The organism is Streptomyces sp. P6-2-1 (assembly GCF_050613165.1).
Classification (GTDB): Bacteria; Actinomycetota; Actinomycetes; order Streptomycetales; family Streptomycetaceae; genus Streptomyces.
This window is the reverse complement of sequence record NZ_CP192513.1, coordinates 2,889,693-2,914,343: the sequence shown is the minus strand read 5'-3', so window position 1 is coordinate 2,914,343 and position 24,651 is coordinate 2,889,693. Positions and strand designations below refer to the sequence as shown.

At 73.6% G+C, this 24,651-nt stretch carries 13 protein-coding genes and 1 tRNA gene; 7 read left to right on the top strand and 7 right to left on the bottom strand.

Going from position 1 to position 24,651, the window contains the following annotated elements:
* Positions 1-212: 212 nt before the first annotated feature.
* Complete coding sequence (locus ACQYWQ_RS12550) at positions 213-3,023, bottom strand: BTAD domain-containing putative transcriptional regulator (RefSeq protein WP_431039165.1); 2,811 nt, start codon at positions 3,021-3,023, stop codon at positions 213-215.
* A gap of 1,485 nt (positions 3,024-4,508) precedes the next feature.
* Between ACQYWQ_RS12550 and ACQYWQ_RS12545 the strand changes: the two genes are divergently transcribed.
* The 3 genes from ACQYWQ_RS12545 to ACQYWQ_RS12535 all read left to right on the top strand — a co-directional run bounded on the left by ACQYWQ_RS12545 (position 4,509) and on the right by ACQYWQ_RS12535 (position 9,569).
* Positions 4,509-4,946 (top strand): anthrone oxygenase family protein, encoded by a 438-nt coding sequence (locus ACQYWQ_RS12545; protein WP_431034526.1) that lies wholly within the window; start codon positions 4,509-4,511, stop codon positions 4,944-4,946.
* A gap of 561 nt (positions 4,947-5,507) precedes the next feature.
* A complete protein-coding gene (locus ACQYWQ_RS12540) occupies positions 5,508-8,087 on the top strand; it encodes a bifunctional FO biosynthesis protein CofGH (protein ID WP_431034525.1) in 2,580 nt (859 codons plus the stop codon).
* 174 nt (positions 8,088-8,261) lie between these two features.
* Positions 8,262-9,569, top strand: coding sequence for an ADP-ribosylglycohydrolase family protein (locus ACQYWQ_RS12535; protein ID WP_431034523.1), 1,308 nt, complete (start codon positions 8,262-8,264; stop codon positions 9,567-9,569).
* Between the two features lie 145 nt (positions 9,570-9,714).
* On the opposite strand, the gene ACQYWQ_RS12530 is transcribed toward ACQYWQ_RS12535, so the two are convergent.
* The 3 genes from ACQYWQ_RS12530 to ACQYWQ_RS12520 all read right to left on the bottom strand — a co-directional run bounded on the left by ACQYWQ_RS12530 (position 9,715) and on the right by ACQYWQ_RS12520 (position 12,212).
* Complete coding sequence (locus ACQYWQ_RS12530; RefSeq protein WP_431034522.1) at positions 9,715-9,918, bottom strand: DUF397 domain-containing protein; 204 nt, start codon at positions 9,916-9,918, stop codon at positions 9,715-9,717.
* Between the two features lie 245 nt (positions 9,919-10,163).
* Positions 10,164-11,039 carry a helix-turn-helix domain-containing protein gene (locus ACQYWQ_RS12525; RefSeq protein ID WP_431034521.1) on the bottom strand — a complete coding sequence of 292 codons (876 nt, stop codon included), beginning with the start codon at positions 11,037-11,039 and terminating at the stop codon, positions 10,164-10,166.
* 465 nt (positions 11,040-11,504) lie between these two features.
* The gene (locus ACQYWQ_RS12520) at positions 11,505-12,212 is read right to left on the bottom strand and encodes a GOLPH3/VPS74 family protein (protein WP_031000418.1); all 708 of its coding nucleotides are present in this window, start codon (positions 12,210-12,212) and stop codon (positions 11,505-11,507) included.
* A 203-nt stretch (positions 12,213-12,415) separates the two neighbouring features.
* Between ACQYWQ_RS12520 and ACQYWQ_RS12515 the strand changes: the two genes are divergently transcribed.
* Positions 12,416-15,064: a D-alanyl-D-alanine carboxypeptidase gene (locus ACQYWQ_RS12515; protein WP_431034520.1), complete on the top strand. Its 2,649-nt coding sequence runs from the start codon at positions 12,416-12,418 to the stop codon at positions 15,062-15,064.
* Between the two features lie 397 nt (positions 15,065-15,461).
* Entirely contained in the window at positions 15,462-17,402 is a 1,941-nt protein-coding gene (locus tag ACQYWQ_RS12510; protein WP_431039164.1) for an MFS transporter, read from the top strand.
* An 896-nt stretch (positions 17,403-18,298) separates the two neighbouring features.
* On the opposite strand, the gene ACQYWQ_RS12505 is transcribed toward ACQYWQ_RS12510, so the two are convergent.
* Positions 18,299-18,374 (bottom strand) — tRNA-Arg (locus tag ACQYWQ_RS12505).
* Positions 18,375-18,783: 409 nt separating this feature from the next.
* Positions 18,784-20,313 carry a M6 family metalloprotease domain-containing protein gene (locus tag ACQYWQ_RS12500; protein ID WP_431034519.1) on the bottom strand — a complete coding sequence of 510 codons (1,530 nt, stop codon included), beginning with the start codon at positions 20,311-20,313 and terminating at the stop codon, positions 18,784-18,786.
* Between the two features lie 324 nt (positions 20,314-20,637).
* On the opposite strand from ACQYWQ_RS12500, the gene ACQYWQ_RS12495 reads away from it, so the two are divergent.
* Positions 20,638-21,405, top strand: a complete 768-nt coding sequence (locus tag ACQYWQ_RS12495; protein ID WP_431034518.1) for a TetR/AcrR family transcriptional regulator — start codon at positions 20,638-20,640, stop codon at positions 21,403-21,405.
* Positions 21,406-21,930: 525 nt separating this feature from the next.
* Positions 21,931-23,514 carry an MFS transporter gene (locus tag ACQYWQ_RS12490; protein ID WP_431034517.1) on the top strand — a complete coding sequence of 528 codons (1,584 nt, stop codon included), beginning with the start codon at positions 21,931-21,933 and terminating at the stop codon, positions 23,512-23,514.
* A 436-nt stretch (positions 23,515-23,950) separates the two neighbouring features.
* Here ACQYWQ_RS12490 and ACQYWQ_RS12485 read toward each other — a convergent pair whose 3' ends face one another.
* Positions 23,951-24,490 (bottom strand): MarR family winged helix-turn-helix transcriptional regulator, encoded by a 540-nt coding sequence (locus tag ACQYWQ_RS12485; RefSeq protein ID WP_431034515.1) that lies wholly within the window; start codon positions 24,488-24,490, stop codon positions 23,951-23,953.
* Positions 24,491-24,651 lie beyond the last annotated feature (161 nt).

Genomic DNA, 24,651 nt, shown 5'->3' with positions numbered 1-24,651 from the left:
CACGGCCTGCCACAGCCTGCCACGGCCTGACACAGGCGTCTGCCGCGTCCTGCCGCGTGCTGCCACTGCCTCTGCCACGGCCTGCCACCGCTTCTGCCGCGTCCTGCCACGCGTCTGCCACGGCCTGCCACGGCCCGTCACGCCTCTGCCGCGATCCGCCATATGTCTGCCACGGCCCGCCGCGCGTCTGCCACCGCCCGTACTCCGCGGGCTCAGGCCGTGGGCGTCTGGGCGCGCAGGGCGCGTACGGCGGCTGCCTCGGTCGCGGCGTCCTGCTCCTCGTAGACCCGTTCCGCCTCCGCCCAGCACACCTGCGCGCGGCCTTCCTGACCGGTCCTGGCGAGGGCGCGGCCGAGGACGGTGAGGACCTGCGCCCGGCGCCACTCGCCGCCCACTCCGTTGAGCGCGGTGAGCGCGCCCTCGGCGTCGGCGGCTGCCTGCGCCGCCTCGGACTGCGCGAGCCGCGCCTCGGCGAGCCGGCACAGCGTCATGCCCACCCACAGCTGCTGCCGGTTGGCACGGAAGACCGTGAGCGCCTCGTCGAGCCGCTCCACCGCCTCGGCGGGCCGTCCGGCCGCGGTGAGGACGAGGGCCTGCGTGTAGCGGCCGTTGGCGCCGCGCAGGGCACTGCCCGCCGTGTCGTTGAGGCGGGTGCCGCGCTCGGCGAGGGCGAGGGCGCTGTCCAGGCGCCCGGTGGCGAGGTGGATACGGGACAGGTTGCACAGCGCCGCCGCCTGCCCCGCCTGGTCGTCGAGCCCCCTGAAGTGCTCGACGGCGGCGCTCAGGTGCCGCTCACCCGCCTCGTGCTCGCCCTGGTAGAGCGAACCGATGCCGAGGAGGTTGTGCGCCCAGCACTCCACCACGGCGTCGGCGGCCTCGTCCGTCCGCGCGAGGACGCGCTCGGCCCGCTCGCGCATGGTGTCGAGCCGTCCGGCCGCGTTGTCCGAGTCGGCGAGGACGAGGAGCGCGCGCCGGGCGACGGAGGCGAGCCCGAAGCCCTCCGCCCGCTCGACCGCGCCCAGCGCCACCTCGCGGTACTGCCGCGCGTTGGCGCCCGACTCGCTCAAGTCCTTCGCGACCCACAGCAGATCCACGGCGGCCGCGAGCGAACCGGCCCGCTCGGTGGCCCGCCGGGCGGTCGCGAGGAGGCTCTGCGCCTCCGCGTAGAGCCAGTCCTGCGCCTCGTCGGGCGAGGTCAGCGTGAGGCCCGGGTAGCGGGTCGGCGCGAGGTGGTCGACGAGCCGGTCCCCCGGCCGCTCCAGCGCGTACACGCGGGCCGTCGTCGTGAGGTAGAAGTCGAGGAGCCGCCCGAGCGCCTCGGCGCGCACCGACTCGGGCTGTTCGTCGCGCTCGGCGCACGAGCGCGCGTAGAGGCGGACGAGGTCGTGGTAGCGGTAGCGGCCCGGCGCGGCCGATTCGAGGAACGAGGTGTCGACGAGCGATTCGAGGAGGTCCTCGGCCTCGTACGGGTCCAGGTCGAGGAGGGCCGCGGCGGCGGCGAGCGAGATGTCGGGGCCCTCGACGAGCCCGAGCAGCCGGAAGGCGCGCGCCTGGTCGGCTTCGAGCTGCCCGTACCCCAGCTCGAAGGTCGCAGCGACGGCGAGGTCCCCGGCCTGCAACTCGTCGAGCCTGCGCCGCTCGTCGGCGAGCTTCGCGGCGAGTACGGACACGGTCCAGGTGCGGCGCGCGGCGAGCCGCGAGGCGGCGACGCGGATCGCGAGCGGCAGGAAACCGCAGGAGGCGACGACGTCGAGCGCCGCTTCCCGCTCGGCCTGTACGCGCTCGGCGCCGACGATGCGCGTGAAGAGCGTGAGGGCTTCCTCGGGGGACATGACATCGAGGTCGACGAGGTGCGCCCCGGCGAGGCCGACCATGCGCTGGCGGCTCGTCACGAGCGTCGCACAGCCCTCCGTACCCGGCAGCAGCGGGCGGATCTGCGCGGGGTCCTTGGCGTTGTCGAGCAGGACGAGGACGCGGCGGCCGTCGAGCGCCGAGCGGTAGAGCGCGGCGCGTTCGTCGAGCGAGGCGGGCAGCGCGGTGTCGCGCACGCCGAGGGCGCGCAGGAAGCCACCGAGGACGGTCTCGGGGTCGACGGGGTGCGCTCCGGCGCCCTGGAGGTTGGCGTAGAGCTGGCCGTCGGGGAAGGCGGCGCGGGCGTCGTGCGCGACGTGCACGGCGAGCGTGGTCTTGCCGACACCGCCGATCCCCGCGACGGCGGAGACCGCCATGACCTGGGAGCCCGCGCCCGCGAGGGTCTCGCTCAGCTCCTTGACGAGGTTCTCGCGGCCCGTGAAGTCCGGTACGGAGGCGGGCAGCTGCGCGGGCTTCAGCGGAGGCGGGCCGCCGTGCGGGGCGGGCTGGGGGGAGCGGGCCAGCTCCTCGTCCCCGGCGAGGATGCGCTGCTGGAGGCGGGCGAGCGCGGGGCCAGGGTCGACGCCCAGCTCCTCGGCGAGCAGGCGCCGGGTGTCCGTGTACACGGCGAGTGCCTCGGCCTGGCGCCCGGAGCGGTAGAGGGCGAGCATGAGCAGCTCGCGGGGGCGCTCGCGGAGCGGGTGGGCCGTGGTGAGGGCGGTCAGCTCCGAGACGGCCTCGGCGTGGCAGCCCTGCTCCAGGTCCATCGCGAAGCGGGACTCCAGGACCTGGAGGCGCCACTCGGCGAGTCTGGCCCGCTGATTGGCGGCATGGGGGCCGGGGACCTGGGCGAGCGGCTCGCCCTCCCACAGCGCGAGGGCCTCGTCGCTGAGGGTTCTCGCCCGGCACAGGTCCCCCTCCTCGCGGGCGGCGTCGGCCGCGGCGACGAGTTCCTCGGCCCGGCTGAGATCGAGCGCGTCGGCGCCGAGCGCGTCGGGGCGCAGCGCGTAGCCACCGGCCTCGCTGCGCAGAACGTCCCCGCCGAAGACCTTGCGCAGCCGGGACGCGTACGTACGGAGCGCGGCGAGCGCCTGGGCGGGCGGCTCCTCGCCCCAGACGGCATCGATCAGCTCGGGCGCGGTGGCGGTACGGCCCGCGCGGAGCAGCAGCACGGCGAGGAGGGCGCGCTGCTGCGGTGAGCCGGTGGTGAGCTGCTCATCCCCGCGCCAGGCCCGGACGGGACCGAGGACGGCGAAGCGGAGGGGGGCGGGTGGGGTGGGGGCAGCGGGGTCGGGGATGTCGCTGGGGGGGGGGCTCGCCGGGGGTGTGGCGCCTGCGGGGGGTGTGGCGGCTGGGGTGGTGCCTGCGGGGGGTGCGGGGGCTGGGGTGGTGTCGCTTGGCGTCGCGTCGCCTGGGGTGGTGCCTGCGGGGGGTGTGGCGGCTGGGGTGGTGTCGCTGGGCGTCGCGTCGCCTGGGGTGGCCTCCGCCCGGGGCGTGGAGGCCGCGATGGTGTCGCGCGGGGAGGCGTCGGGGTGTGGGGTGGGGTGGGGCGCGGCGGTGTGTGGCGTGGTGCCGACGGGGTGCGGCGCGGTGGGGTTCTGCGTGGTGGCGTCGGGGTGCGGCGCGGTGGCGGCGGGTCCCGCGTCCGGGGCGCCCCGCCCCGGTATCCCGGGTCCGTCGTTCATTCTTGTCTCCCCTTTGCCGGCCTCCCGGGCCGACCGTAGGCGGTCACAGAGGCCAGTTTGCCTGCCGGGGGCGGAAACGTCAGCCTCGGGAGGGGGGTGAGGGGTGGTCAATCGACGCCCCCGGGACAGCCCCCTCCCTCCCGGGGGGGCGACCCCGATAACCAGTCTTCCAGCTTCCGCAACCGCCCAGCCCCCAACCGCCCGCATCTGTGGACAACCTCCCCAAACACGCGCAACGGCCCACACTTTGGAGTGAGCGGCGACATCCGGCGCGGCCTGACAAGCCGACAATTCCCCGCCCCTGTGGACAAAGGCGATGGCCTGTCCGCACAAGACGTGCACACTGGGACGACGGCCGTCATCACCTCACGCCACCGCCCCTGCGGGGAACGCACACCGACTCGACAGTGAGCCACTCGCGGACGACGTGTCGGAGGATTCGGCGGGGCGCGCCCCGCCGCGTTCTCTGCCCCGCGCGTTCTCTGCCCCGCGCGTTCTCTGCCCCGCGCGGTCCCTGCTCGTCCGCGCGGTCCCTGCTCGCGTGCGGTCCTTGCTCCTCCGCGCGGTCCCTGCCCCTCCGTGCGATCCCGGCCTCGCTGCGCGGTCCCGCTTCCTCCGTGCGGCCTTCGCGCTTTGCGCCGCTTACGTCCCCGGGCTCCTCCGCACGGCCTCCGCTCCTCGTGCCGCTTCGTCCCCGCCGTGCGAGCCCCCACCTCGCCTCACTCCCGCTCACCCGATTCCTCCCCGCCTCGCCTCACCTCGCCCCGCCCGCGCTCGCCCACCTCCTCCCCCTCCCGCCCTCTCCCGCACCGCCGCCCGTCGCGCCCTCCCCCTCTCCCCCTTCCTGGAGGAGCCGCGAAGAATTTCCAGCAGTGCTAGACATCCGAGCGCTGCTAGCTCTACGCTTTCGAGGGAAGGCGACTAGCGTCGCTCCAATTTCTAGCGCTGCTATATTTTTTGGGGGAGAAAGAAATGACCACTCAGGTACTCGCCGTCATCACGATCGTCGCGGCCGGGATGCTCGTCGGGGTCGAGTTCTCGGTGGCGTTCTTCGTCAACGCGATCCTCAACTCCCTCCCCGGCGACATGGGTCTGCGCGGACGGATGAGCGGTGCGAAGCTGCTCGGCCGCGTGATGCCCTTCTGGTACATCGGGACGACGGCACTCGGCGCCGTGTGGGCCGGGCTCGGCGGCGGCGCACTCGTCCTCACCGGCGTGCTCCTGCTCGCTGCGAGCGTCGTGATGTCGATCGTCCTCCTCGTCCCCATCAACTCGCGGGTGGCGAAGTGGGACGAGACGGGCGTCCCCGAGGACTGGCGCACGCAGCTCGGCGCCTGGGACCGCTACCACTACGCCCGGGTCGCGGTCCTCGTCGCCGCGCTCGCCGTCATGGTGACGGCGGTGGCGTGACACGTACGGCGAGGCGGCAGCCCGCCGCCGGGGACGGCACCCCTGCCACCCCGGCGGCAATCGGCTGCCCAATCACGGCAGACAACCTGCCACCCCTGCCACTGGCAGACAACCTGCCACCTGCCACCCCTGCCACTGGCAGACAACCTGCCACCTGCCACCCCTGCCACTGGCAGGCAGCTGCCGCCGCCTGGCCACGGCAGACGCCCTGCCATCTCGTCGCCGGCAGGCGACCCGCCACCTGCTCCACTGGTAGACGCCCTGCCACCACCCCTGCCACTGACAGACGCCCTGCCATCACCCCTGCCGTGGCAGGCAGCTGCCGCCGCCTTGCCACGGAGACATCCCCCCGCCACAGGGCAGCGCCCCGCCTGCCCCGCGCCCCCACCCCTCGCCCGCCCCGAAGCCGCCTCCCCCCACCGCGCCGCCACCCACTGGCCCGCCCTCACCCCGCACCCCACCCCTGAGCCCCACCCCCGCACCCCACCCCCAAGCCGCCTCCACCCCCCTCACCGGCAGGCCCCCCTCCGCCCGCCCCGCCCCCGTCCTATGCTCGACGTCATGACTGCTCCGCACCCCTCCCGGCCCACCGAATCCGCCATGCGCCGCGCGCTGCGGCGGGCGCGGGACGGGGTCGCGCTCGACATGACCGAGGCCGCCGTCCTGCTCCAGGCCCGTGGCGACGACCTGAAGGACCTCTCCGCCTCGGCGGCGCGCGTCCGCGACGCAGGACTCGAAGCGGCCGGCAGGCCCGGCGTGCTGACGTACTCCAAGAAGGTCTTCATCCCGCTCACCCGCCTGTGCCGGGACACGTGTCACTACTGCACCTTCGTCACCGTCCCCGGCAAGCTCCGCCGCGAGGGGCACGGCATGTTCATGTCGCCGGACGAGATCCTGGAGGTCGCCCGGCAGGGCGCCGCGCTCGGCTGCAAGGAAGCGCTCTTCACGCTCGGCGACAAGCCCGAGGACCGCTGGCCCGAGGCCCGCGAGTGGCTCGACGCGCACGGCTACGACGACACGCTCGCGTACGTACGGGCGATGGCGATCCGCGTCCTGGAGGAGACCGGTCTCCTCCCGCACCTCAATCCGGGCGTCATGTCCTGGTCCGACCTCCAGCGCCTCAAGCCCGTCGCGCCCTCGCTCGGCATGATGCTGGAGACGACGGCGACGCGCCTGTGGTCCGAGAAGGGCGGCCCGCACTACGGCTCCCCCGACAAGGAACCTGCCGTGCGCCTGCGCGTCCTGGAGGACGCGGGCCGCAGCAACGTCCCCTTCACGAGCGGTGTCCTCATCGGCATCGGCGAGTCGTACGAGGAACGCGCCGACTCCCTCTTCCAGCTCCGCCGCGTCCAGCGCGCCCACCACGGCCTCCAGGAAGTCATCGTCCAGAACTTCCGCGCCAAGCCGGACACGGCCATGCGCGCGATGCCGGACGCGGAACTCGAAGAGCTGGCCGCGTGCGTCGCCGTCGCCCGGCTCCTCCTCGGCCCCGAGGCACGTATTCAGGCCCCGCCGAACCTCGTTGACCGCGAGTACGCCCTCATCATCGGCGCGGGCATCGACGACTGGGGCGGCGTCTCACCGCTCACGCCTGACCACGTCAACCCCGAACGCCCCTGGCCGCACATCGACGAACTCGCCTCACGCACCGCCGAGTCGGGCTTCGAGCTGCGCGAACGCCTCACGATCTACCCGGAGTTCCTGAAGCGCGGCGAACCCTGGCTCGACCCTCGCCTGCTCCCGCACGTCCGCGCCCTCGCCGACCCCGAGACGGGCCTCGCGCGCCCCGACGCGCGCCCCGAGGGCCTGCCCTGGCAGGAGCCCGACGAGGGCTTCACGGCGAGCGGTCGCACCGACCTGCACACGGCGATCGACACCGAGGGCCGTACGAGCGACAGGCGCGGCGACTTCGACGCGGTGTACGGGGACTGGGCGGCCCTGCGCGAGCAGGCGGCGCCCGGCATGGTGCCGCAGCGCATCGACACCGACGTGCGCCAGGCCCTCGCCGTCGCCGCCGACGACCCGACGAAGCTCACCGACGACGAGGCCCTCGCCCTCCTGCACGCCGACGGGCCCGCGCTCGACGCCGTGTGCCGGATCGCGGACGACATCCGCAAGAGCGTCGTCGGCGAGGACGTCACCTACATCGTCACGCGCAACATCAACTTCACCAACGTCTGCTACACCGGCTGCCGTTTCTGCGCCTTCGCGCAGCGCCGCACCGACGCCGACGCCTACACGCTCTCCCTCGACCAGGTCGCCGATCGCGCCCAACAGGCGTGGGACGTCGGGGCCGTCGAGGTCTGCATGCAGGGCGGTATCCACCCCGATCTGCCCGGCACCGCGTACTTCGACATCGCGCGCGCGGTCAAGGAACGCGTCCCGGGGATGCACGTGCACGCCTTCTCTCCGATGGAGGTCGTCAACGGCGCAGCCCGCACCGGCCTTTCGGTACGGGAATGGCTCACCGCCGCGAAGGAGGCCGGCCTCGACACGATCCCCGGCACGGCCGCCGAGATCCTCGACGACGAGGTCCGCTGGGTCCTCACCAAGGGCAAACTCCCCGCGGCCGACTGGATCGACGTCGTCACGACCGCGCACGAACTCGGCATCCGCTCCAGCTCCACAATGATGTACGGACACGTCGACCAGCCCCGCCACTGGCTCGGCCACTTCCGCACCCTCGCCGCGATCCAGCAACGCACCGGCGGCTTCACGGAGTTCGTGACCCTCCCCTTCATCCACACCAACGCCCCCGTCTACCTCGCCGGCATCGCCCGCCCGGGCCCGACCGCCCGCGACAACCGCGCGGTCACCGCGATGGCGCGCATCCTCCTGCACCCCTACATCCCCCACATCCAGACGAGTTGGGTCAAGCTCGGCGCGGAGGGTGCGGCGGAGATGCTCCGCTCCGGCGCCAACGACCTCGGCGGCACGCTGATGGAGGAGACCATCTCCCGCATGGCGGGCTCGCGTTACGGCTCCTACCGCTCGATCCGCGACCTCGAAGCCATCGCCGAGGCAGCGGGCCGCCCCCACCGCCCCCGCACCACCACCTACGGCGAGGTTCCCCCGGAACGCGTCACCGCCGCCCGCGCCTCCGACGGCCACCTCCCCGAACTCCTCCCGGTCCTGGACTGACCCGGCCGAGGAGGCCGACCGTCCAGGTGTACGGGTACGGGGCGCCGCCTCGCGCGGGCGGCGCCCCGTACCCGTACACCTGTCGCCCCGCCCCGCCCCCGCGTCCCCCGTGACACCGCGTCGCTCCACCGGCTAGCGTGCGAGATCCCCGCAGCGGCGAAGGAGACGGCAGTCATGGGCAGCGCGACACCCGGGACATCGGACCGCGCCCACAACGCCGCACCCGGAGCACGCCCCCCGGCCGGAGCACAGCCCGCACCTGGAGCACAGTCCCCACCTGGAGCGCAGGCCCAGCCGGCAGCGGGGGCTCCGCCCGCCGCACAGACCGTCCCCGGCGCCGATCCGAGGCCCCCCGCGCGGCCCGCCGGGCGAGCTCCCGCGGCCCAGCCCGTCTGGGGCCGCCCCGAGCAGCAGGACTACCGGGCCCGTATTCGTGGCACCCTGCTCGGGGCCGCGCTCGGGGACGCGCTCGGGGCGCCGCTCGATGTGGCCGGGGGAGAGGCGTTCTGGGCGAGCGGGCCCGGGGACCTGCTCGCCGTGCCGGGGGGCGGGCGCGCGGGGACGGTCACCGCGCACACCCAGCTCGCGCTCTTCACCACCGAGGGGCTCATCCGCGCCCAGGTGCGCCGGGACACCGGCGCCTGGCACCCGCCCACCGACCTGCACGCCGCCTACCGCCGCTGGTACGCGACGCAGCACGAGTGGGGCCCCGACGAGCGCCGTACGGCCGACGGCTGGCTCGCCCGCGAGGAGTGGCTCTACGCCCGCCGCGCCCCCGACCGCGACTGCCTCACCGCGCTCGGCGACGCCGGTGCCGGCACCCTCGACCGCCCCCGCAACCCGCGCGCCCTCAGCCTCGCCCCCGCGACCCGTTCCACGCCGCTCGGCCTGCTCACCGGCTGGGACCCCGCGCTCGTCCTCCAACTCGCGCTGGAATGTGCCGTGCAGACCCACGGCCACCCCGTCTCGCGGCTCACCGCGGGCGCGCACGCCCTCCTCGTCCACGCCCTCACCCGGGGCGCGGGTCCCGAGGAGGCCGTACGTGCCGCGCTCCCGCTCCTCGCCGCCCAGCCCGGCCACGAGCCCGTCACCGAAGCTCTCGCCGCCGCGCTCGACGCCGTACGCGCCGGGGCACCCGACCGCCCCCGCGCCGCCGCGCTGCACGGCGACGGCTCACCCGCCCGCGGCCTCGCGGTCGCCCTCTGGGCCGCCACCGTCGCCCCCGACATCCGTACCGGCCTGCTCCTCGCCGTCGGCCACGGCCCGCACTCGGCCGCGCGCGGCGCCCTGTGCGGCGCGCTCCTCGGCGCCGCGCACGGCGACACCGCGCTGCCCCCCGACTGGCTCCCCGCGCTCGAAGGCCGCGCGAGCCTCCTCGCCCTCGCCGAGGACTTCGCCCTGGAGATGACCCAGGGCCCCGCGTTGCACGCCCCGGACCGTGCCGCCTTCGCCTGGCTGGAGCGCTACCCGCGCGAACTGTGACCCGGGCGGGGCGGCCGCGGACATGCGTGAGCCCCCTCGGCCAGGACGGCGGACCGGTCGAGAGGGCTCGTGCCACCGCACCCACCCGGGCACGGGGCGGGAAGCGGGCGTACGTGACGTGCGGGCGCTGTGCGGGAGGAGGGGGTCAGACTCCGGCGACGCGGGTGACGGCGGTGACGAAGGCGCCCCAGGAGGCGGCCGGGAAACCCAGCTCGGGCCCTTCGGAGACCTTCGAGTCCCGTACCGAGATCGCGGCGGAGACAGGGGACTTGACCTCGACGCAGGCGCCATTACCCGTCGAGTACGAGGACTTGACCCATTCGATGGTGCGACCGTGCTGAATAGCCATGAGAATTGCTCCGGTTGTACGAGGTGATGGCGACGAACCCGCCGGACCGGCCGACGGGCGCCGATACGCCCCCTGACGTGCCGGTTCGGGCCGCATCAGGTGGCGTGAACGACGCTACCCGCCACCTGCCGCACCGGAAGCGATCGTTCACCCGACCGGATGGCATATTCCAGAGGTCCCTTCCGCGAGGGCGGGAAAAGGTGTACCTTCCCGCTCCGCGCGGTCAACTCGCCTCGTGGATACGCTCATTCCCCCCTGGCCCCGTACAACTCCCTGGCCACTTCGGTGATGAAGTCGCGGCTCACGTCGGGGTTGAGTGCCATCGCCCGCAGGTGCTCGTACATGACGCTGTACTGCTCCACCTCGGCCGCCTTCTCCAGGTAGAGGTCGCTCACGACGCCCTCGATGTAGACGACGCTGGAGTCCGCCGTGTCGGGGAACTCCAGTACCGCGTACTGCCCGTTGAGCCCCGGGTGCGCGCCCACCTCGAAGGGGATCACCTGCACCGTGACGTGCGGCAGGTGGGACATCTTGACGAGGTGCTCCAGCTGCCCCCGCATGATGTCCTCGTCACCGACCTTGCGGCGCAGCGTCGCCTCGTCGATGACGGCCCAAAGGCGCAGCGGCTTCTCGGCGTTGACGTCCCGCACACGGTCCTGGCGCGCCATCCGCACCCGTACCCGCTTCTCGATGTCGGCCGCGGCGGTCTCGGGCAGCGCCCCGGTGACGAGCGCGTGCGCGTACTCGGGGGTCTGGAGCAGCCCCGGCACCACCTGCGGGTCGTAGATCCGCAGACTCGCCGCGTCCGTCTCCAGGCCGATGTAGATGGAGTAGGGGATGTCGCCGAAGGTGTGCCACCAGCCCTGCTGACGCGAGTCCTTCGCCATCTGCATGAGCGAGTCGACGATGCGCAGGTCCTCGACCTCGTAGACCCCGCACAGGTCGCGGACATCGCGCTGGCTGATGCTGCGCCGCCCGTTCTCCAGGCGGCTGATCTTCGACTGCGAGACGAGCAGGCGCTCGGCGACCTCCTCGGCCGTCATGTTCCGGGCCTCACGCAGTTTGCGCAGCTCCTGACCCAGTCGCCGACGCCTGACGGTGGGGTTGACATTGGACGCCACGGGCGGGCACCTCCGGCTCGCGTTCTTCACCGCCCCGCACGAGGCGGCGCGTGTCTGCTGCTCAGCAGGGTGCCACCGACACGCCGTACCCGGGCGGGAAACAGTCGAGTTGAGCCAAATATGCGGAAGGGCACGACGGAGCGGCGCCCGATGGTGTAAAGGGGCGCTGGGGGTGGTACGGGCCGGTCCGGCAGCGGTACGGACACGGCTCTCGCGGTGGTACGGACACGGCCCCGCGGCGGTGCGGGCGCGGGCCCCGCGGTGGTGCGGGCGCGGGCCCCGCGGTGGTGCGGGCGCGGGCCCTGCGGCGGTGCGGAGCCGGGACGCGGCGGTGTGGCCGGTACGGGCCGGGGCGGCCCTGAGCCGTCGACCACCCGGCCCGGTCCGCCCCGTACGAGCCCGTACCACCGTGTCGCGTGGTGGCGCACGGTGCCACGCCGTGTCTGTCATGCCCCGCCGAAGGCGTCAGCGCACTGCCGTGCTCACCGTCGCCGCGCGCTGCGGCTGGGACGGGACACGGCCGGGTGTCTGCCCGCGCCGTGCGGGCGCGGCGACGCCGTTCTGCACGTCCATGACCGCGTGGGCCACGAGTCCGCCCATCGGGTCGTGCCGGATCAGGTCCCGCAGCCGGGAGCGCGAGGAGCGCCCCTCGTTGCCGGGATAGAGGTGCTTGCCGAGGCCCACCGCGTGCGCGAGGGCCGCGAGCGCGGCCGTGCGCGGGTCCGGTGGCACGCCGGTGCGGATCGCCGTGTCGAGCCGGGACCTGATCTCCCTGCTCGTCGACGTCTCCGCGGCCTGGTAGCGCGTCGTCGGCAGCACCCCGCACATCTGACCCGCGACGGCGGTGACCATGCCGATGCGTTCCAGGTGCGAGAGATACGTCTGACGCAGCCCGAGACGTGGCCCACCGATCCAGTGGACCGCGCGCACCGGTGCGCCACGCCTGCGCAACAGCTCAAGCGCGTGGTCCAGGGTCGGATCACCGGTCGGCCGTGGTACGACCACGGCGATCCGGTCCCCGTCCGGGGCTATCCGTCCGGCCAGCGCCAGCTCCACTAGCTGTGCTCCGGCCAGACCGAGGTCGAGCGACTGCGGCTGCGCTGTGGTACCCGTGGCCGGGTCCAGAGCGAGCAGCAGAAGCTCCTCCGGAAGTGTTCTGCGGCTCTTGCCCATCCATGCCTCCCCGCGTGGATGTCTGACAGGGTGACCCCTCTCACATTGGTCTGTCGAGGGTGCGTGACCGTTATGGGTGGTAATGCGGCTACATGTCGTTCTCGTCCCATGCGTGGCTCGCGCCCATGCCAAGGACACTGGTAGTGGTTCGGCAGCACGACCGGTTCGCGTGCGTGCGCGCACGGCTTACGGAGGAGGCATCGGTGGCGGGCGAGTCCCCCGACAGGGCACAGGAGCACAACTCACCGGAGGGAAGTGCCCGGACACGTACGACGGGAACGGGGGGAGGCATCCCCGTCTCGCGCCCGGCCGACGACCGGCTGCGCCAGGCGGTGGCGCAGTGGGTGCGGTCGGCCGAGGAGGCGGAGGAGCCCGCGGCAGGGGCCGGGGCGCCCGCCGTACGGGACGAGGAGCCGACGGCAGGAGCCGCGAAGCCGGCCGTACGGGACGAGGAGCCCGCCGCCGCGCCCGCGCGCCCCTCGTGGGCGCGGGAGGCGGCTGAGCCGGGCGGTACGGGCCCCGGGGAGCCCCCCGTGCCGGAGGAGCCCGCCGAGCCCGCCGAGGAGCCGGAGCAGCCCGCCGAGCCGGAGGCGGAGGCGGAACCCGAGCCGAAGGCGAAGCCGAAGCCCGCGCCCGAGCGGAAGCCCGTCCCCGAGCCGAAGCCCGCGCCGAAGCCCGTCCCCGAGCCGAAGCGCGAGCCCGCGCCGAAGCACGAGCCCGGGTCCGGGCCGAAGCCCGCGCCCGCGACCCGTGGGCTCTCGTTCCACAAGGTCGACACCCCCACCACGACCCTCTCCGTCTCGGATCTCGTGCGCCCCGTGGCCGACAACACCACGACCGTCCTGAAGCTCCCCGAGACCGAGGCCCCCAGCTCGAAGCTCAGCGACGCCCCGAAGCCGAGTGGTGCCCCGAAGGACGCCGCCCCGAAGGACGCCGCTCCCAAGGAGGCTCCGAAAGCCGAGTCCACCAAGGCCGCCGAGTCCACCGCAGCCGCCGAGCCCGCCGCACCCGCGAAGCCCGCCGCGCCCCTCAGGCCCGCCGGTCCGCTCCCCGAGGAGGAGCCCCCCGCGGCACGTACGAGCACGTTCGTCCCGCTGCGCCCGCTCGACGACGCGCGCCCCGCCGCGCTGCGCCCGAAGGACCCCCGCGTCCCTGCCGGAACCCCCGCGGAGCCCCGTACCGCCGACAAGGCCGCGGACAAGACCCCCGCCGGGGACAGGAAGAACCCGAAGACGCCCGCCCAGGACGCGAAGCCCACCGGCAACCCCGCCGACAAGCCCACCGGCAACCCCGCCGACAAGCCCACCGGCAACCCCGCCGACGAGCCCGGCGCGAAGCCCTCCGACGTGGCCGCCGGCAAGCCCTCCGAGGCGGCCTCCGACGCCTCCACCGGCAAGTCCTCCACCTTCGGCGCCGGTTACACCGCGTCCCAGCCCGACAACACCACGACCGGCTCCACGCCGACGTCGAGCAGCCCCACGACCCCCGCGTCGATCACCGCCGAGATCCCGGTCGGGACGGCCCTCGGTGCCGAGGAGACGCGGCAGCAGCCGCTGCCGCCCAAGGCGCCGCTCGACCTGCTCGCCGAGCTGACCAACACGCCCCCGCCGCCCGAGACCCCGATGCGCACGGTCGTGCGCAGGCTCAAGATCTGGACGCCGCTCGTCCTGCTCGTGGTCATCGTCCTCGGCATCGTGCAGGCGGTCCGCCCGCTCCCGCGGCCCACGCTCGCGCTCACCGCCGCGACCACGTACCAGTTCTCCGGCAAGGCGGCGGCGATGCCGTGGCCGAAGAGCGGGCAGGCCGCGATGGACGTCGACGGGCTCGGCAGCTTCGGCAGTTCGGGCGCGCAGAAGCCGGTGCCGATCGCGTCTGTCGCGAAGGTCATGACCGCGTACCTCGTGCTGCGCGACCACCCGGTCAAGAAGGGCACCGACGGGGCGAGCATCACGATGGACCAGAAGGCCGAGGACGACGCGGGCCTGTCCGCGCAGAACGAGTCCACGGTCCCCGTGCACGCGGGCCAGAAGCTCTCGCAGAAGGAAGCCATCGAGGCGATCATGCTCGCGTCGGCGAACAACATCGCCCGCCAGCTCGCCCGCTGGGACGCCGGTTCCGAGAAGGACTTCGTCGCGAAGATGAACGAGGCCGCCGACGAGCTGGGCATGAAGAACACGACGTACACCGACCCCTCGGGCCTGGACAAGACGACCGTCTCGACCGCCGAGGACCAGGTCAAGCTCGGCAAGGTCGCGATGAAGGACCCGCTCTTCCGCGAGGTCGTGCGGATGCCCTCGTACGTGGACAGCAACGGCACGACGCAGACGAACTGGAACCGGCTCGTCCCGATGAACAACACGGTCGGCATCAAGACCGGTACGACGACGGCCGCGGGCGGCAACCTGCTCTACGCGGCGACGAAGGAGGTCGGCGGTACGACGCGGACCATCGTCGGCGCCGTGCTCGCCCAGCCCCCCGCGCCCGAGGACAACTCGATCCTCACCGGCGCGCTCAACGCGGGCAAGGCGCTCATCGAAGCCGCGCAGGGCACCCTCGTCGCCGAAAAGGTCGTGAAGAAGGGGGACGTCGTCGGTAGTGTCGACGACGGTCTCGGCGGCACGACACCGGTCGTCGCCGCCAAGGACCTCACGGCGGTCGGCTGGCCGGGGCTGACCGTACGGCTCAAGCTCGTCGACGACGGCAAGGCCCTGCCGCACGAGGCGGCGGCGGGCACGAAGGTCGGCGTACTGCGGGCCGGGGACGGCACGAGCAGCGCCGTCGAGGTCCCTGTCGAACTCCGGTCGGCACTGACGGAACCCGGTCTCGGCACGAAGCTCACCCGGCTGGGGTGAGCCGGACCTGCCGGGAGCGAACCGTCCGGAAGCGAACCGGGCGGGAGCGAACCATCCGGAAGCTGACCGGCCGGGAGCGAACCGGCTCCGGCCGGTGAGGAAGGGCGGCGGCCGGAGGGAACGGGCGGCGGCCCGGGGGAAGGGCGGTGGCCGGGTGCGGCGGTTCACTCGACGGAGTGGCCGTCCACGGCCCGTAAGCCGCCCACCCGCGAGGGGTTACGTGGATGACCGGGGGTGAGGGCCTCCTCGCCCCCGGTCACGAGGCGCGTGCTAGCGTCACCGGATCGGGGCAGAACGGACAGGCGGTCGCGGAGTCCACCCGGCAGGACCGGGAGCGGCCGGCACGGGGTTGGGAGGGCCTTCGGTGGCCACTGCGGAGCCGACGCGAGCGGACGGCGTGGACGGGTCGCGCCGCGTGCGCGCGCCCCGGGGAGCGGAGCGGGTGCCGGCGCCCGCCCAGGACCGGTCAGCCGTACCCGAGCGGCCCCGCACCCCCGTACCCGACAAGGCCGCGGTCCCGCGCCAGGGCGGCGCCCCCGGCACCGCGCCCTCCTCGCCACCCCCGCCACCGGTATCGCCCCCGCCCTCGTCGCGTTCCCGCTGGCGTCGCTTCGCCTTCCACCCCGTCACCGTCGCCACGACCCTCTCCGCCGTCCTCCAGCTCGTCTGGTTCTTCACGTTCGCGAACAGTGGCGGGGACCTCGCGGCGCAGGACGCGTGGGCGGAGTTCGTGGGCCGCCACCCCGACTCGGCGTACAACCTCGCCTGGTACGGGGGCATGCACCCCGTCTCCTACAGCATCGTGTCGCCGTACCTCATGCACGTGCTCGGCGTGCGGACGACGCTGATGCTCGCGAGCACGGTCTCGGCCGGGCTCATCGCGTACTGCGCGACCCGCGTCCGCGCCGTCCGCAACCCGCACCTGGTGGGCCTCGCGGGCGTCTACGCGCTGCTGTGCAACACCGGTTCCGGGCGCGTCACCTTCGGCCTGGGCCTGATGTTCGGGATCGCCGCCGTGGCGGCCGTCTTCTGCTGGCCGGAGGCGTGGCGCGGGGCGCGCAGGACGCGCGCGGTCACGGCGGCGCTGTGCGCGGCGCTCGCGACGGCGGGCTCCCCTGTCGCCGGCCTGTACGTGGGGCTCGTGGCCGTCGCGATGTTCTTGTGCAAACGCCGCAAAGGCGCGTACGTCCTCGGTATCACGCCGATCCTCGTCGTCGGCGCCTCGACGCTCCTCTTCCCCTTCTCCGGCACGCAGCCGATGGGCTTCGGCTCGGCCTCGCTGCCGCTCCTCTTCGCGCTCTTCTGCTTCGTCCTGGTGCCGAAGGGCTGGTGGACGGTACGGATCACGGCGGCCGTCTACTTCGTCGTGATCCTCGGCGTGTGGATCATCAGCTCGCAGATCGGCAGCAACATCACACGGCTCGCGATGCTCTTCGCGGGCGTCGTGCTCGTCGCGGCGCTGCCGCACCTGCGGGCGCGCGGCTGGCGCTGGTGGACGGCGATCATCGGGATCTGCGGCTTCACCTTCTGGATCGGCTTCAAGACGGCCGACGACATCGTCCACACGACGCCCGCCGCCTCCTGGGGCCGCGAACTCGCCCCGCTGATCCACCAGCTCCAGCACCACGACGCTGAGAAGGGCCGCGTCGAGGTCGTCCCGACCGGCGGCCACCGCGAGGCCTCGGCGCTCGCCCCGTACTTCAACCTGGCCCGCGGCTGGACCCGCCAGGCCGACATGGAGCGCAACCCGCTCTTCTACGACTCCACGCTCAACTCGGCCAACTACCACGAGTGGCTCAAGCGCTGGGCCGTCCACTACGTCGTCCTCCCGACGAGCGACGACAAGCCCGACGGCGACGGCGCGACCCGCGAACGCGCGCTCATCACCGGGGGCCAGCCCTACCTCAGCCTGCTGTGGGCCGACGCCAACTGGCAGGTGTACGAGGTCGAACGCCCCGTCCAGCTCGCCGAACCCCCCGCGACGGTCACGAGTACGGGCCAGTCCGAGCTGGTCATCAAGGTCACCACCCCGGGCCGCGTCCTGATCCGCATCCCGTACTCGCCGTGGCTGAGCGTCGTCGACAAGAACGGCAAGAGCTACCACGCCCCCAAGGAGACCGAGGCGTCCAAGAACCGCGAGGACGACTCGACCCCCAAGACCTTCACCAACCTCCACGGCTGCCTCTACGAGACCCCCGAGGACAAGTCCGGCGACAAATGGACCGAACTCCTCGCCCCCCACCCCGGCACCTACCACATCGCCGGCCCCTACCAGATCCCCCGCGGCACCCCCTGCCCGGAGGAACTCCGCCCCCCGGAGCCCGAACCGGAGAACTGACCCCACCCCCCCCGCACGCCTCACACGGGGCGGGCGGGGGTGCACGGCCGGGCGGAGAAGCTGGCCGGTGCGGGATGTGTGGCCGGGCCGGATGGGGCTGCGGTACGGGTACGGGGCCGGGCTCGGTGGGCTGGCGGCGCGGAGCGTGTGGCCGGGCCGGACGGGCTCGCGACGCGGGGTGCGAGGACGGGCCGGGTGGACCGGTGGCGTGGCGGGACTGTGGCCGATGCGGGGAGGCGTCGGTGGCGCGGAGCTTGCGAGCGCGAGGCGGAGGGGCCGGTGGCGCGGGGTGTGAGGACGGGCCGGGTGGACCGGTGGCGCTGCGGGACTGTGGCCGATGCGGGGAGGCGTCGGTGGCGCGGAGCTTGCGAGCGAGGGGGACGGGCCGGTGGCGCGGGGTGTGAGGACGGGCCGGGTGGACCGGTGGCGCTGCGGGACTGTGGCCGATGCGGGGAGGCGTCGGTGGCGCGGAGCTTGCGAGCGAGGCGGAGGGGCCGATGGCGCGGGGTGCGCGTGCCAGCGGCCCCTCCGCCCGCCCGGGCTCAGCGCTTCTTGCGGATCGCGCGCTTCTTCGCCCTGGCTTCCTTCTCCTTGCGCTGTGCCACGCCGTAGGCGGACCAGGCCCCTTGATGCGAGGCGCACCTGGAAGTCCCGGTTACGACCTCCCGCCGGCACCGCCCCCCTGCCTTCGTAGGAGCACCACACTTCGCCACGCCGACTCCCCCTCCGGTCCCGTCACATTCCCCCCACCGTGGCCCGCCCGGCCCCGGCAGGGAAGGCGCGCACGCGGCACCGCGGATGCACACGGGCGCGCGTCGAGGAGCACGGCGACCGAGCCCGGCCGCGAACGCCGAAAGGGGGCCACCCCCGGAATTCCGGAGGTGGCCCCCTCGAAGTGGTGCCCCCGGCAGGATTCGAACCTGCGACACCCGCTTTAGGAGAGCGGTGCTCTATCCCCTGAGCTACGAAGGCGGGGCGGTATCTGCGCTGCTGAGCCCGTGCGAGGCCGGGCCGGGGCACAGCTTAGCCGATGCGGCTGCGGCGATGGCGGCTGCGGCGGCCCGCCGGGGCGGGTGGCGTTGCCGCGGCCTGCCTGAGCTGCGTGTTCGTAGTCCGCGGGGAGGTGAGGCATTGATCGGGAGCGAGACGACCCCACGGGTGTGCGGCGTTTCTCGTCCGGTCGGACACCGGTGGCGGTCTCAGCCATTCGGATGAGCCGTCGGCCGGTCCGGGTCTCGGGGTATCTCCACATCGTCGGTGACTGACCCTCGCGGAGCGACGTGCGAGGGGCGCCGAGGACGGCCAAGGGGACGCGCCTCAGCGCCACAGCCCCCAGCCCTACAGGCCCCCGGCTCCACAGACCCCTCAGCGCCTCAGCCCCTCAGTCCCTGTGGACCCGCACGCGGTACTCCCCGTCCTCCGTCTTCCCCAGGACCTCCACGCGCGTGCGCGAGCCGTCGTCGCGGTAGGTCTCGCCGACGCCGAAGGGGGCGTCCGAGAGTTCGGCGTGGACGTTGGGGCTGCGGGTGCAGCCGCCGCTCTCCTTCTCCGAGTCGGCGACCGTGATGGGGCCCTGGCCGGTGTCCACGTCCGCGTCGACGCGGTAGACGAGCACGCCGGGCTTGCAGACGGTCTCGTCGTTGCCGCCGCGCGTACGGACCTCGGCGGCGATGCCGGCCGTGTGCGAGAGGGGGACGAAGAGGAGCTTCCTGCCGTGGCCGGGCGCGGCCAGCGGTGCCACGGTGAAGTCGTGCGTGCCGGGCGAGGTGACGCAGCCGACCTGCTCGTCGTCGAGCCAGCCCAGCTTCCACTTGTGCCAGCCGAGCAGGTCGTTGTCGGCCCCCCAGTCCTCGCTCATGATGTCCCAGTGCCCGACCGCGCCGCCCCCGTCCTGCGTGTAGAGGTCGGGCAGGCCGAAGACGTGGCCGTTCTCGTGCGGGAGCACGCGGTAGCCCGTACGCGAGTAGGAGCCCGAGCCGTCGTCCTGGCGGCTGTAGAGGAAGCTCGTATTGGCGAGCGGGACGCCGTCGGCGACGGGCGCCTCGCGGTTGCCCGCGAAGGTCACCGAGAGGACCGTGTCGAGCGCGGACGGTCCGGCGTTCGGGGTCACGAGCACGTTCACGAGGTCGTACGAGGCGAAGTCCACGAGCGGGTCGGAGATCTTCACGAGGTCCCGTACGAGCTTGCGGTAGCCCGGCTCGAAGGGCGCTCCGCGCTCTATCCCGTACGCGGAGAACGGCTTCGGCATCCGCAGCCAGCGCTTCACCGGGGTCTCGGGGCGGTAGTCGATGCGCCCGTACGAACTCCGTTCGAACCACCGCGTCGTCTGCGGGAAGAACTCGCCCAGCCGGTCGTCGACGGTGCCCTCGCCCCGCGCGTCGGGGAAGTCGACGAGGAGGTTGAGGGCGCGCACCCGCCCGGTCGAGCGCGCGTACCCGGCGGTGGTCGGCAGCCCCTCGGACATCTGCGTGCCGAGCGGCCCGGATATGCGGCACGCGTCCACGCCGTCCCCGCCCCCGGCGGCGACAGGCCCTGCGGCCGAGTGCCCGGAGGTGTCGGGGGAGCCCGAGCCCGTCGTACTGAGCGTGACGGCGACGGCGAGCGGGGCGAGCGAGGCGAGCGCGATGCCACGGCGCAGGCGGGCGGCGCGGCGGAGGCGGGAGGCGGTGCGGAGGGAGGGGGAGGCGGTGCGGGGGAAGGGGGAGGCGGTGCGGAGGGTGGCGGCGGTCGGTTCGGTTCGGCCTGTTCGGCCGCTACGGGGCGGGGCCGCGTCCGGCGGGGGCTTACGGCGGGTCCGGCGGCCCTGGTCGCCCTGGTCGCCCTGGCCGGTCCTGCCGCTTCGGCCGTCCCTGCCGTTCCGGCCGGGTATCGGGCCCGAGGGGGAAGGCGCCCCGTTGGTCGGCTGCTCCATGCGTACCGGCCCTCCGTTCGCGGCAGCCGCCGTCCTGACCTGCGAGGCTGCCCCCTGTGCGGCCAGCCTCCGGGCGGCTCGGGCGGTGCGCGCGCCGGGTGCGGCCGTTCGGTGGTTTTTGTGTGACTCAGGTCACAGGGTGGGGCGGAAATTTCCGGGGAGGGCGTCCCCGTTTAGGAAGGTGTCGTCACGAGGCGGGGAGTGGGTCCCCGTTTCGGGCACGCAGGACCCGGGGCGCCGCAGCGGCGGTCGCCCCGCACGGCACGTACGTACGAGTGGGCAGCGGCCCGCGCGCGAGGACCCCAACCGGGGTCCGGAAGGGAGGTGGCGGTGCTCGCCACGACCGAGGGCATGACCCACGGTGCGACCGACGGCATGACCGAAGGCGCGACCGATGACGCGGCCCGTTCCCGTACCGGGAGCGCGGGGGCCTCGTGCGGCACGCGGTGCGCGGGGGAGCCGGGCAAGAAGACCGGGCGCCCACGTGCCGACGCGGTGCGCAATCGCGAGCGGATCATCGAGGCCGCGCGCGAGATGGCCGCCGAGTACGGTGCGGAGGTCTCGATCGACGAGGTCGCCCGCCGTGCCGGGGTCGGCAACGCCACGGTCTACCGGCACTTCCACGACCGCTCCGCCCTCATCCGGGAGGCGATCAGGTCCGTCATGGACCGGACCGCCGAACGGGCCGAGGAGGCCATCGCCCTCTCGGGGCCCTTCGACGCGCTCTGTGTCTTCGCGCACGGGGCGGTCGAGGAGCGTGTCGGCGCCATGTGCGGGCTGCTCAGCGCGAACGCCGACGAGGCCGAGCGCGAACACCCGGACCTGTGCGCCGCCCGCACCCGCGTGGACGCGGGCGTGGGGGCGCTCATCGACCGGGCCCGCGAGGCCGGTGAACTGCGCCCCGACATCGGCGCGGGCGACCTGATGTTCGTCCTGTCCCAGCTCGCCCGGCCACTCCCGGGCTGCACCGCGGCCCTCAACGACCGCTATGTCCATCGCCATCTTCAGCTCTACCTGGAGGGACTGCGGGCCCCGGCCCGTTCGCCCCTGCCGGGCAGCGCCGCCACCCTGGAGGCTCTCCGCACCCCCTGACGGCTCATCCCTGACGCCCCGAAGGCCCGAAGCCCGAAGCCCGACCGGCGGCCCGAAGTCCGACCGGCGGCCCGAAGGTCCGAAGGCCCGAAGGTCCCAAGCCCTGACTGACGGTCCGAGACCTGACGGCCCGCAGACCTGACGGCCCCTCACCGGGACGAGCGCGACCGGCCGCGCCCCGTACCGCGGGTACGGGCCGGACGGTGCGGCCCCGCGCGGCCGCGCGAGCCTCGCGCGTGCCCGCAGGCCCCGTACGACCGCGTGCCATGCGGCCCCGGGGCCCGTACCGCCCGCGCACCACCGCCAGCTCCCTGAACACCTTGCACACCCGACCGGTCAAGGTGTCGGTCCCGTCCGGGCCGATATCTGCCGACTTCTCGTCTTAACCCGGTCGCAACCACCCGCTCGGTGCGGCGTACGACGATGTCGCCCACCGGCTCTCCGTCCTTCCCGCCCTTCCTGTCACCCTCCACGGCGCCGCGCCGAGCGATGGCGCGCCGCCCGCGTCCCGAGGTGGATCTCTCCATGTCAGAAACCGTCCGTACCGGCCCCACGGCCGCTTCGCACGCCGACCCGGCCGCGCCCGACCCGCGCCGCTGGAAGGCTCTCGTCTTCATCGCGCTCGCCCAGCTGATGGTCGTGCTCGACGGGACGATCGTGAACATCGCGCTGCCGAGCGCGCAGCGGGACCTCGGCATCTCCGACGGCAACAGGCAGTGGGTCATCACGGCCTACGCCCTCGCCTTCGGCGGACTGCTCCTCTTCGGCGGCCGCATAGCCGACATGTGGGGCCGCAAGCGCACCTTCATCACCGGCCTCATCGGCTTCGCCGCGGCCTCCGCGCTCGGTGGCGCGGCGAACGGGCAGGCCATGCTGCTCGGTTCGCGTGCCCTCCAGGGCGTCTTCGGCGCCCTGCTCGCCCCCGCGGCGCTCTCGCTGCTCGCGGTGACCTTCACGCAGGCGAAGGAGCGCGCGAAGGCCTTCGGCATCTACGGCGCCATCGCCGGTGGTGGCGGTGCCGTCGGGCTCATCCTCGGCGGCTTCCTCACCGAGTACCTCAACTGGCGCTGGACCTTCTTCGTCAACGTGCCGTTCGCCATCGTCGCCGCGCTCGGCGCGATCTTCGTCGTCACCGAACCGAAGGGGCAGCGCAACCGCGCCTCGCTCGACATCCCCGGCGTGCTGCTCTCGACGCTCGGCCTCGTCTCGCTCGTCTACGGCTTCACGCGCGCCGAGTCGGACGGCTGGAGCGACACCGTGACGATCGGCAGCTTCGTGGCCGCCGTCGTGCTGCTCGCCTCGTTCCTCCTGGTCGAGGGGCGCGTCAAGGCCCCGCTGCTGCCGCTGCGCGTCGTCACCGACCGCACCCGTGGCGGGATCTACCTCTCGCTGGGCCTCGCGATCATCGCGATGTTCGGTCTCTTCCTCTTCCTGACCTTCTACCTCCAGGTCGTGAAGGGTTACTCGCCGGTCAAGACCGGTTTCGCCTTCCTGCCGATGATGGCGGGCATGATCACGGGCTCGACGCAGATCGGCGCCCGCCTCATGACGAGGGTCCCCGCGCGGCTGCTCATGGGCCCGGGCTTCCTGCTCGCCGCGGTCGGCATGCTGCTCCTGACGCAGATGGAGGTCGGCTCCGGCTACGCGAGCCTCGTGCTCCCGGCCGAGCTGATGCTGGGCCTCGGCATGGGTACGGCGTTCATGCCGGCCATGTCGCTCGCCACGCACGGCATCCAGCCGCGTGACGCGGGCGTCGCCTCTGCGATGGTCAACACCTCGCAGCAGGTCGGCGGCGCGATCGGCACCGCGCTTCTCAACACGATCGCGGCCTCGGCCACGACCGCGTACCTCACCTCGCACGCGGGCCAGGGCGGCAACCCCCGCCTCCTCCAGGCCGAGGCGCTCGTCCACGGCTACAGCAACGCCATCTGGTGGGCGGTCGGCATCCTCGTGGTCGCCGCTCTCCTCGCCTTCACGCTCGTCACCACCGGCAACCGCAAGGGCGGCCCGGCGGCGACCAGCGGGAACGGCGAGTCGGCGGACGCCACGGTGTCGGACGGCAAGGCCACCGACACGGAGATCGCGGACATCCCGGTCATCGCCCACTGAGAGCGGGACCGGTACGGGGCGGGCTCGCCGAGCCGGGCCCGCCCGTGAGGTGACAGCGACCACGCGAACGGCCCGGCGGCCGGGGACCACGATCCCCCGACCGCCGGGCCGTTGGCGTTGGGCGTTGGGCGTTGGGCGTTGGTTGGTGGCCGGGGGCCGGGGGCCGGGGGCCGGGTGGCTGGGGCCGGTGGCTGGGGGTGGGGGTGAAGGGGCAGGGAGGCGCCGGGCGGGGAGGGTAGTCGCCGGGGCGCATGGCTTTCGGGTACGGGGCAAGGAGGGCTCTGCGGGTACGGGCAGGGGGCGCTGCGGGTACGGGCGCCGCCGGCCGTGAGCCTCGCGCAGCTGGCTGGCTGGCTGGCCAGCCAGCCCGGAACCCTTGGTCGTTCGGCCCGTTCGGCCCGTTCGGCCCGTTCGGCCCGTTCGGCCGTCCAGTCGCTCAGCGGAGCCAGGGCAGGTCGCTGTCCGGGGCCGTGGGCTGGAGCCCGTCGGCGATCGTCCGCATGATCTTGCCCAGGGCCCGTTGCTGATCCGCGTCCAGCCGGTCGAAGAGTGCCTTCCGTACGGCCGCGACGTGCCCGGGTGCGCTGCGCCGCAACATCTCCGCCCCCTCCTCGGTGAGTACCGCGAGCTGCCCCCGCTTGTCGGAAGGGCAGTCCTCCCGCCGTACCCACCCGTTCCGCTCCAGGCGTGCGATCGCGTGCGAGAGCCGTGAGCGCGTGATCTTCGCGGCGCAGGCCAGTTCCGTCATCCGCAGGCGCCCCTGCGGCGCCTCGGAGAGCGTGACGAGCAGCCCGTAGTACACGTGCGGCATCCCGGCGTCGCGCTGCAACTGCCGGTCGAGGTGATCGTCCAGCAAGGTCGTCGCCTGCCGGAACGCCTGCCAGACCTCCTGCTCGGCGTCCCCCAGCCACACGGGCCCGGGGGCGGGGGCGCAGGCGGGATCAGCGGCGGGCGCGGGCGTCTTCCCCTCGCTCATTCTTGCCTCCTCCTCACGGTGGGCCCTGTCGACCCGACGACCTTATTGAAGCTTAAACAATATTGTCGTACTCTCGTCCTGTGAGAAGCGCTTGATGTTTCAAGCATCATGACTTGCCTCGCGCGGGTCGCGCCGACCCCAGGCCGAGGACACGAGAAGGA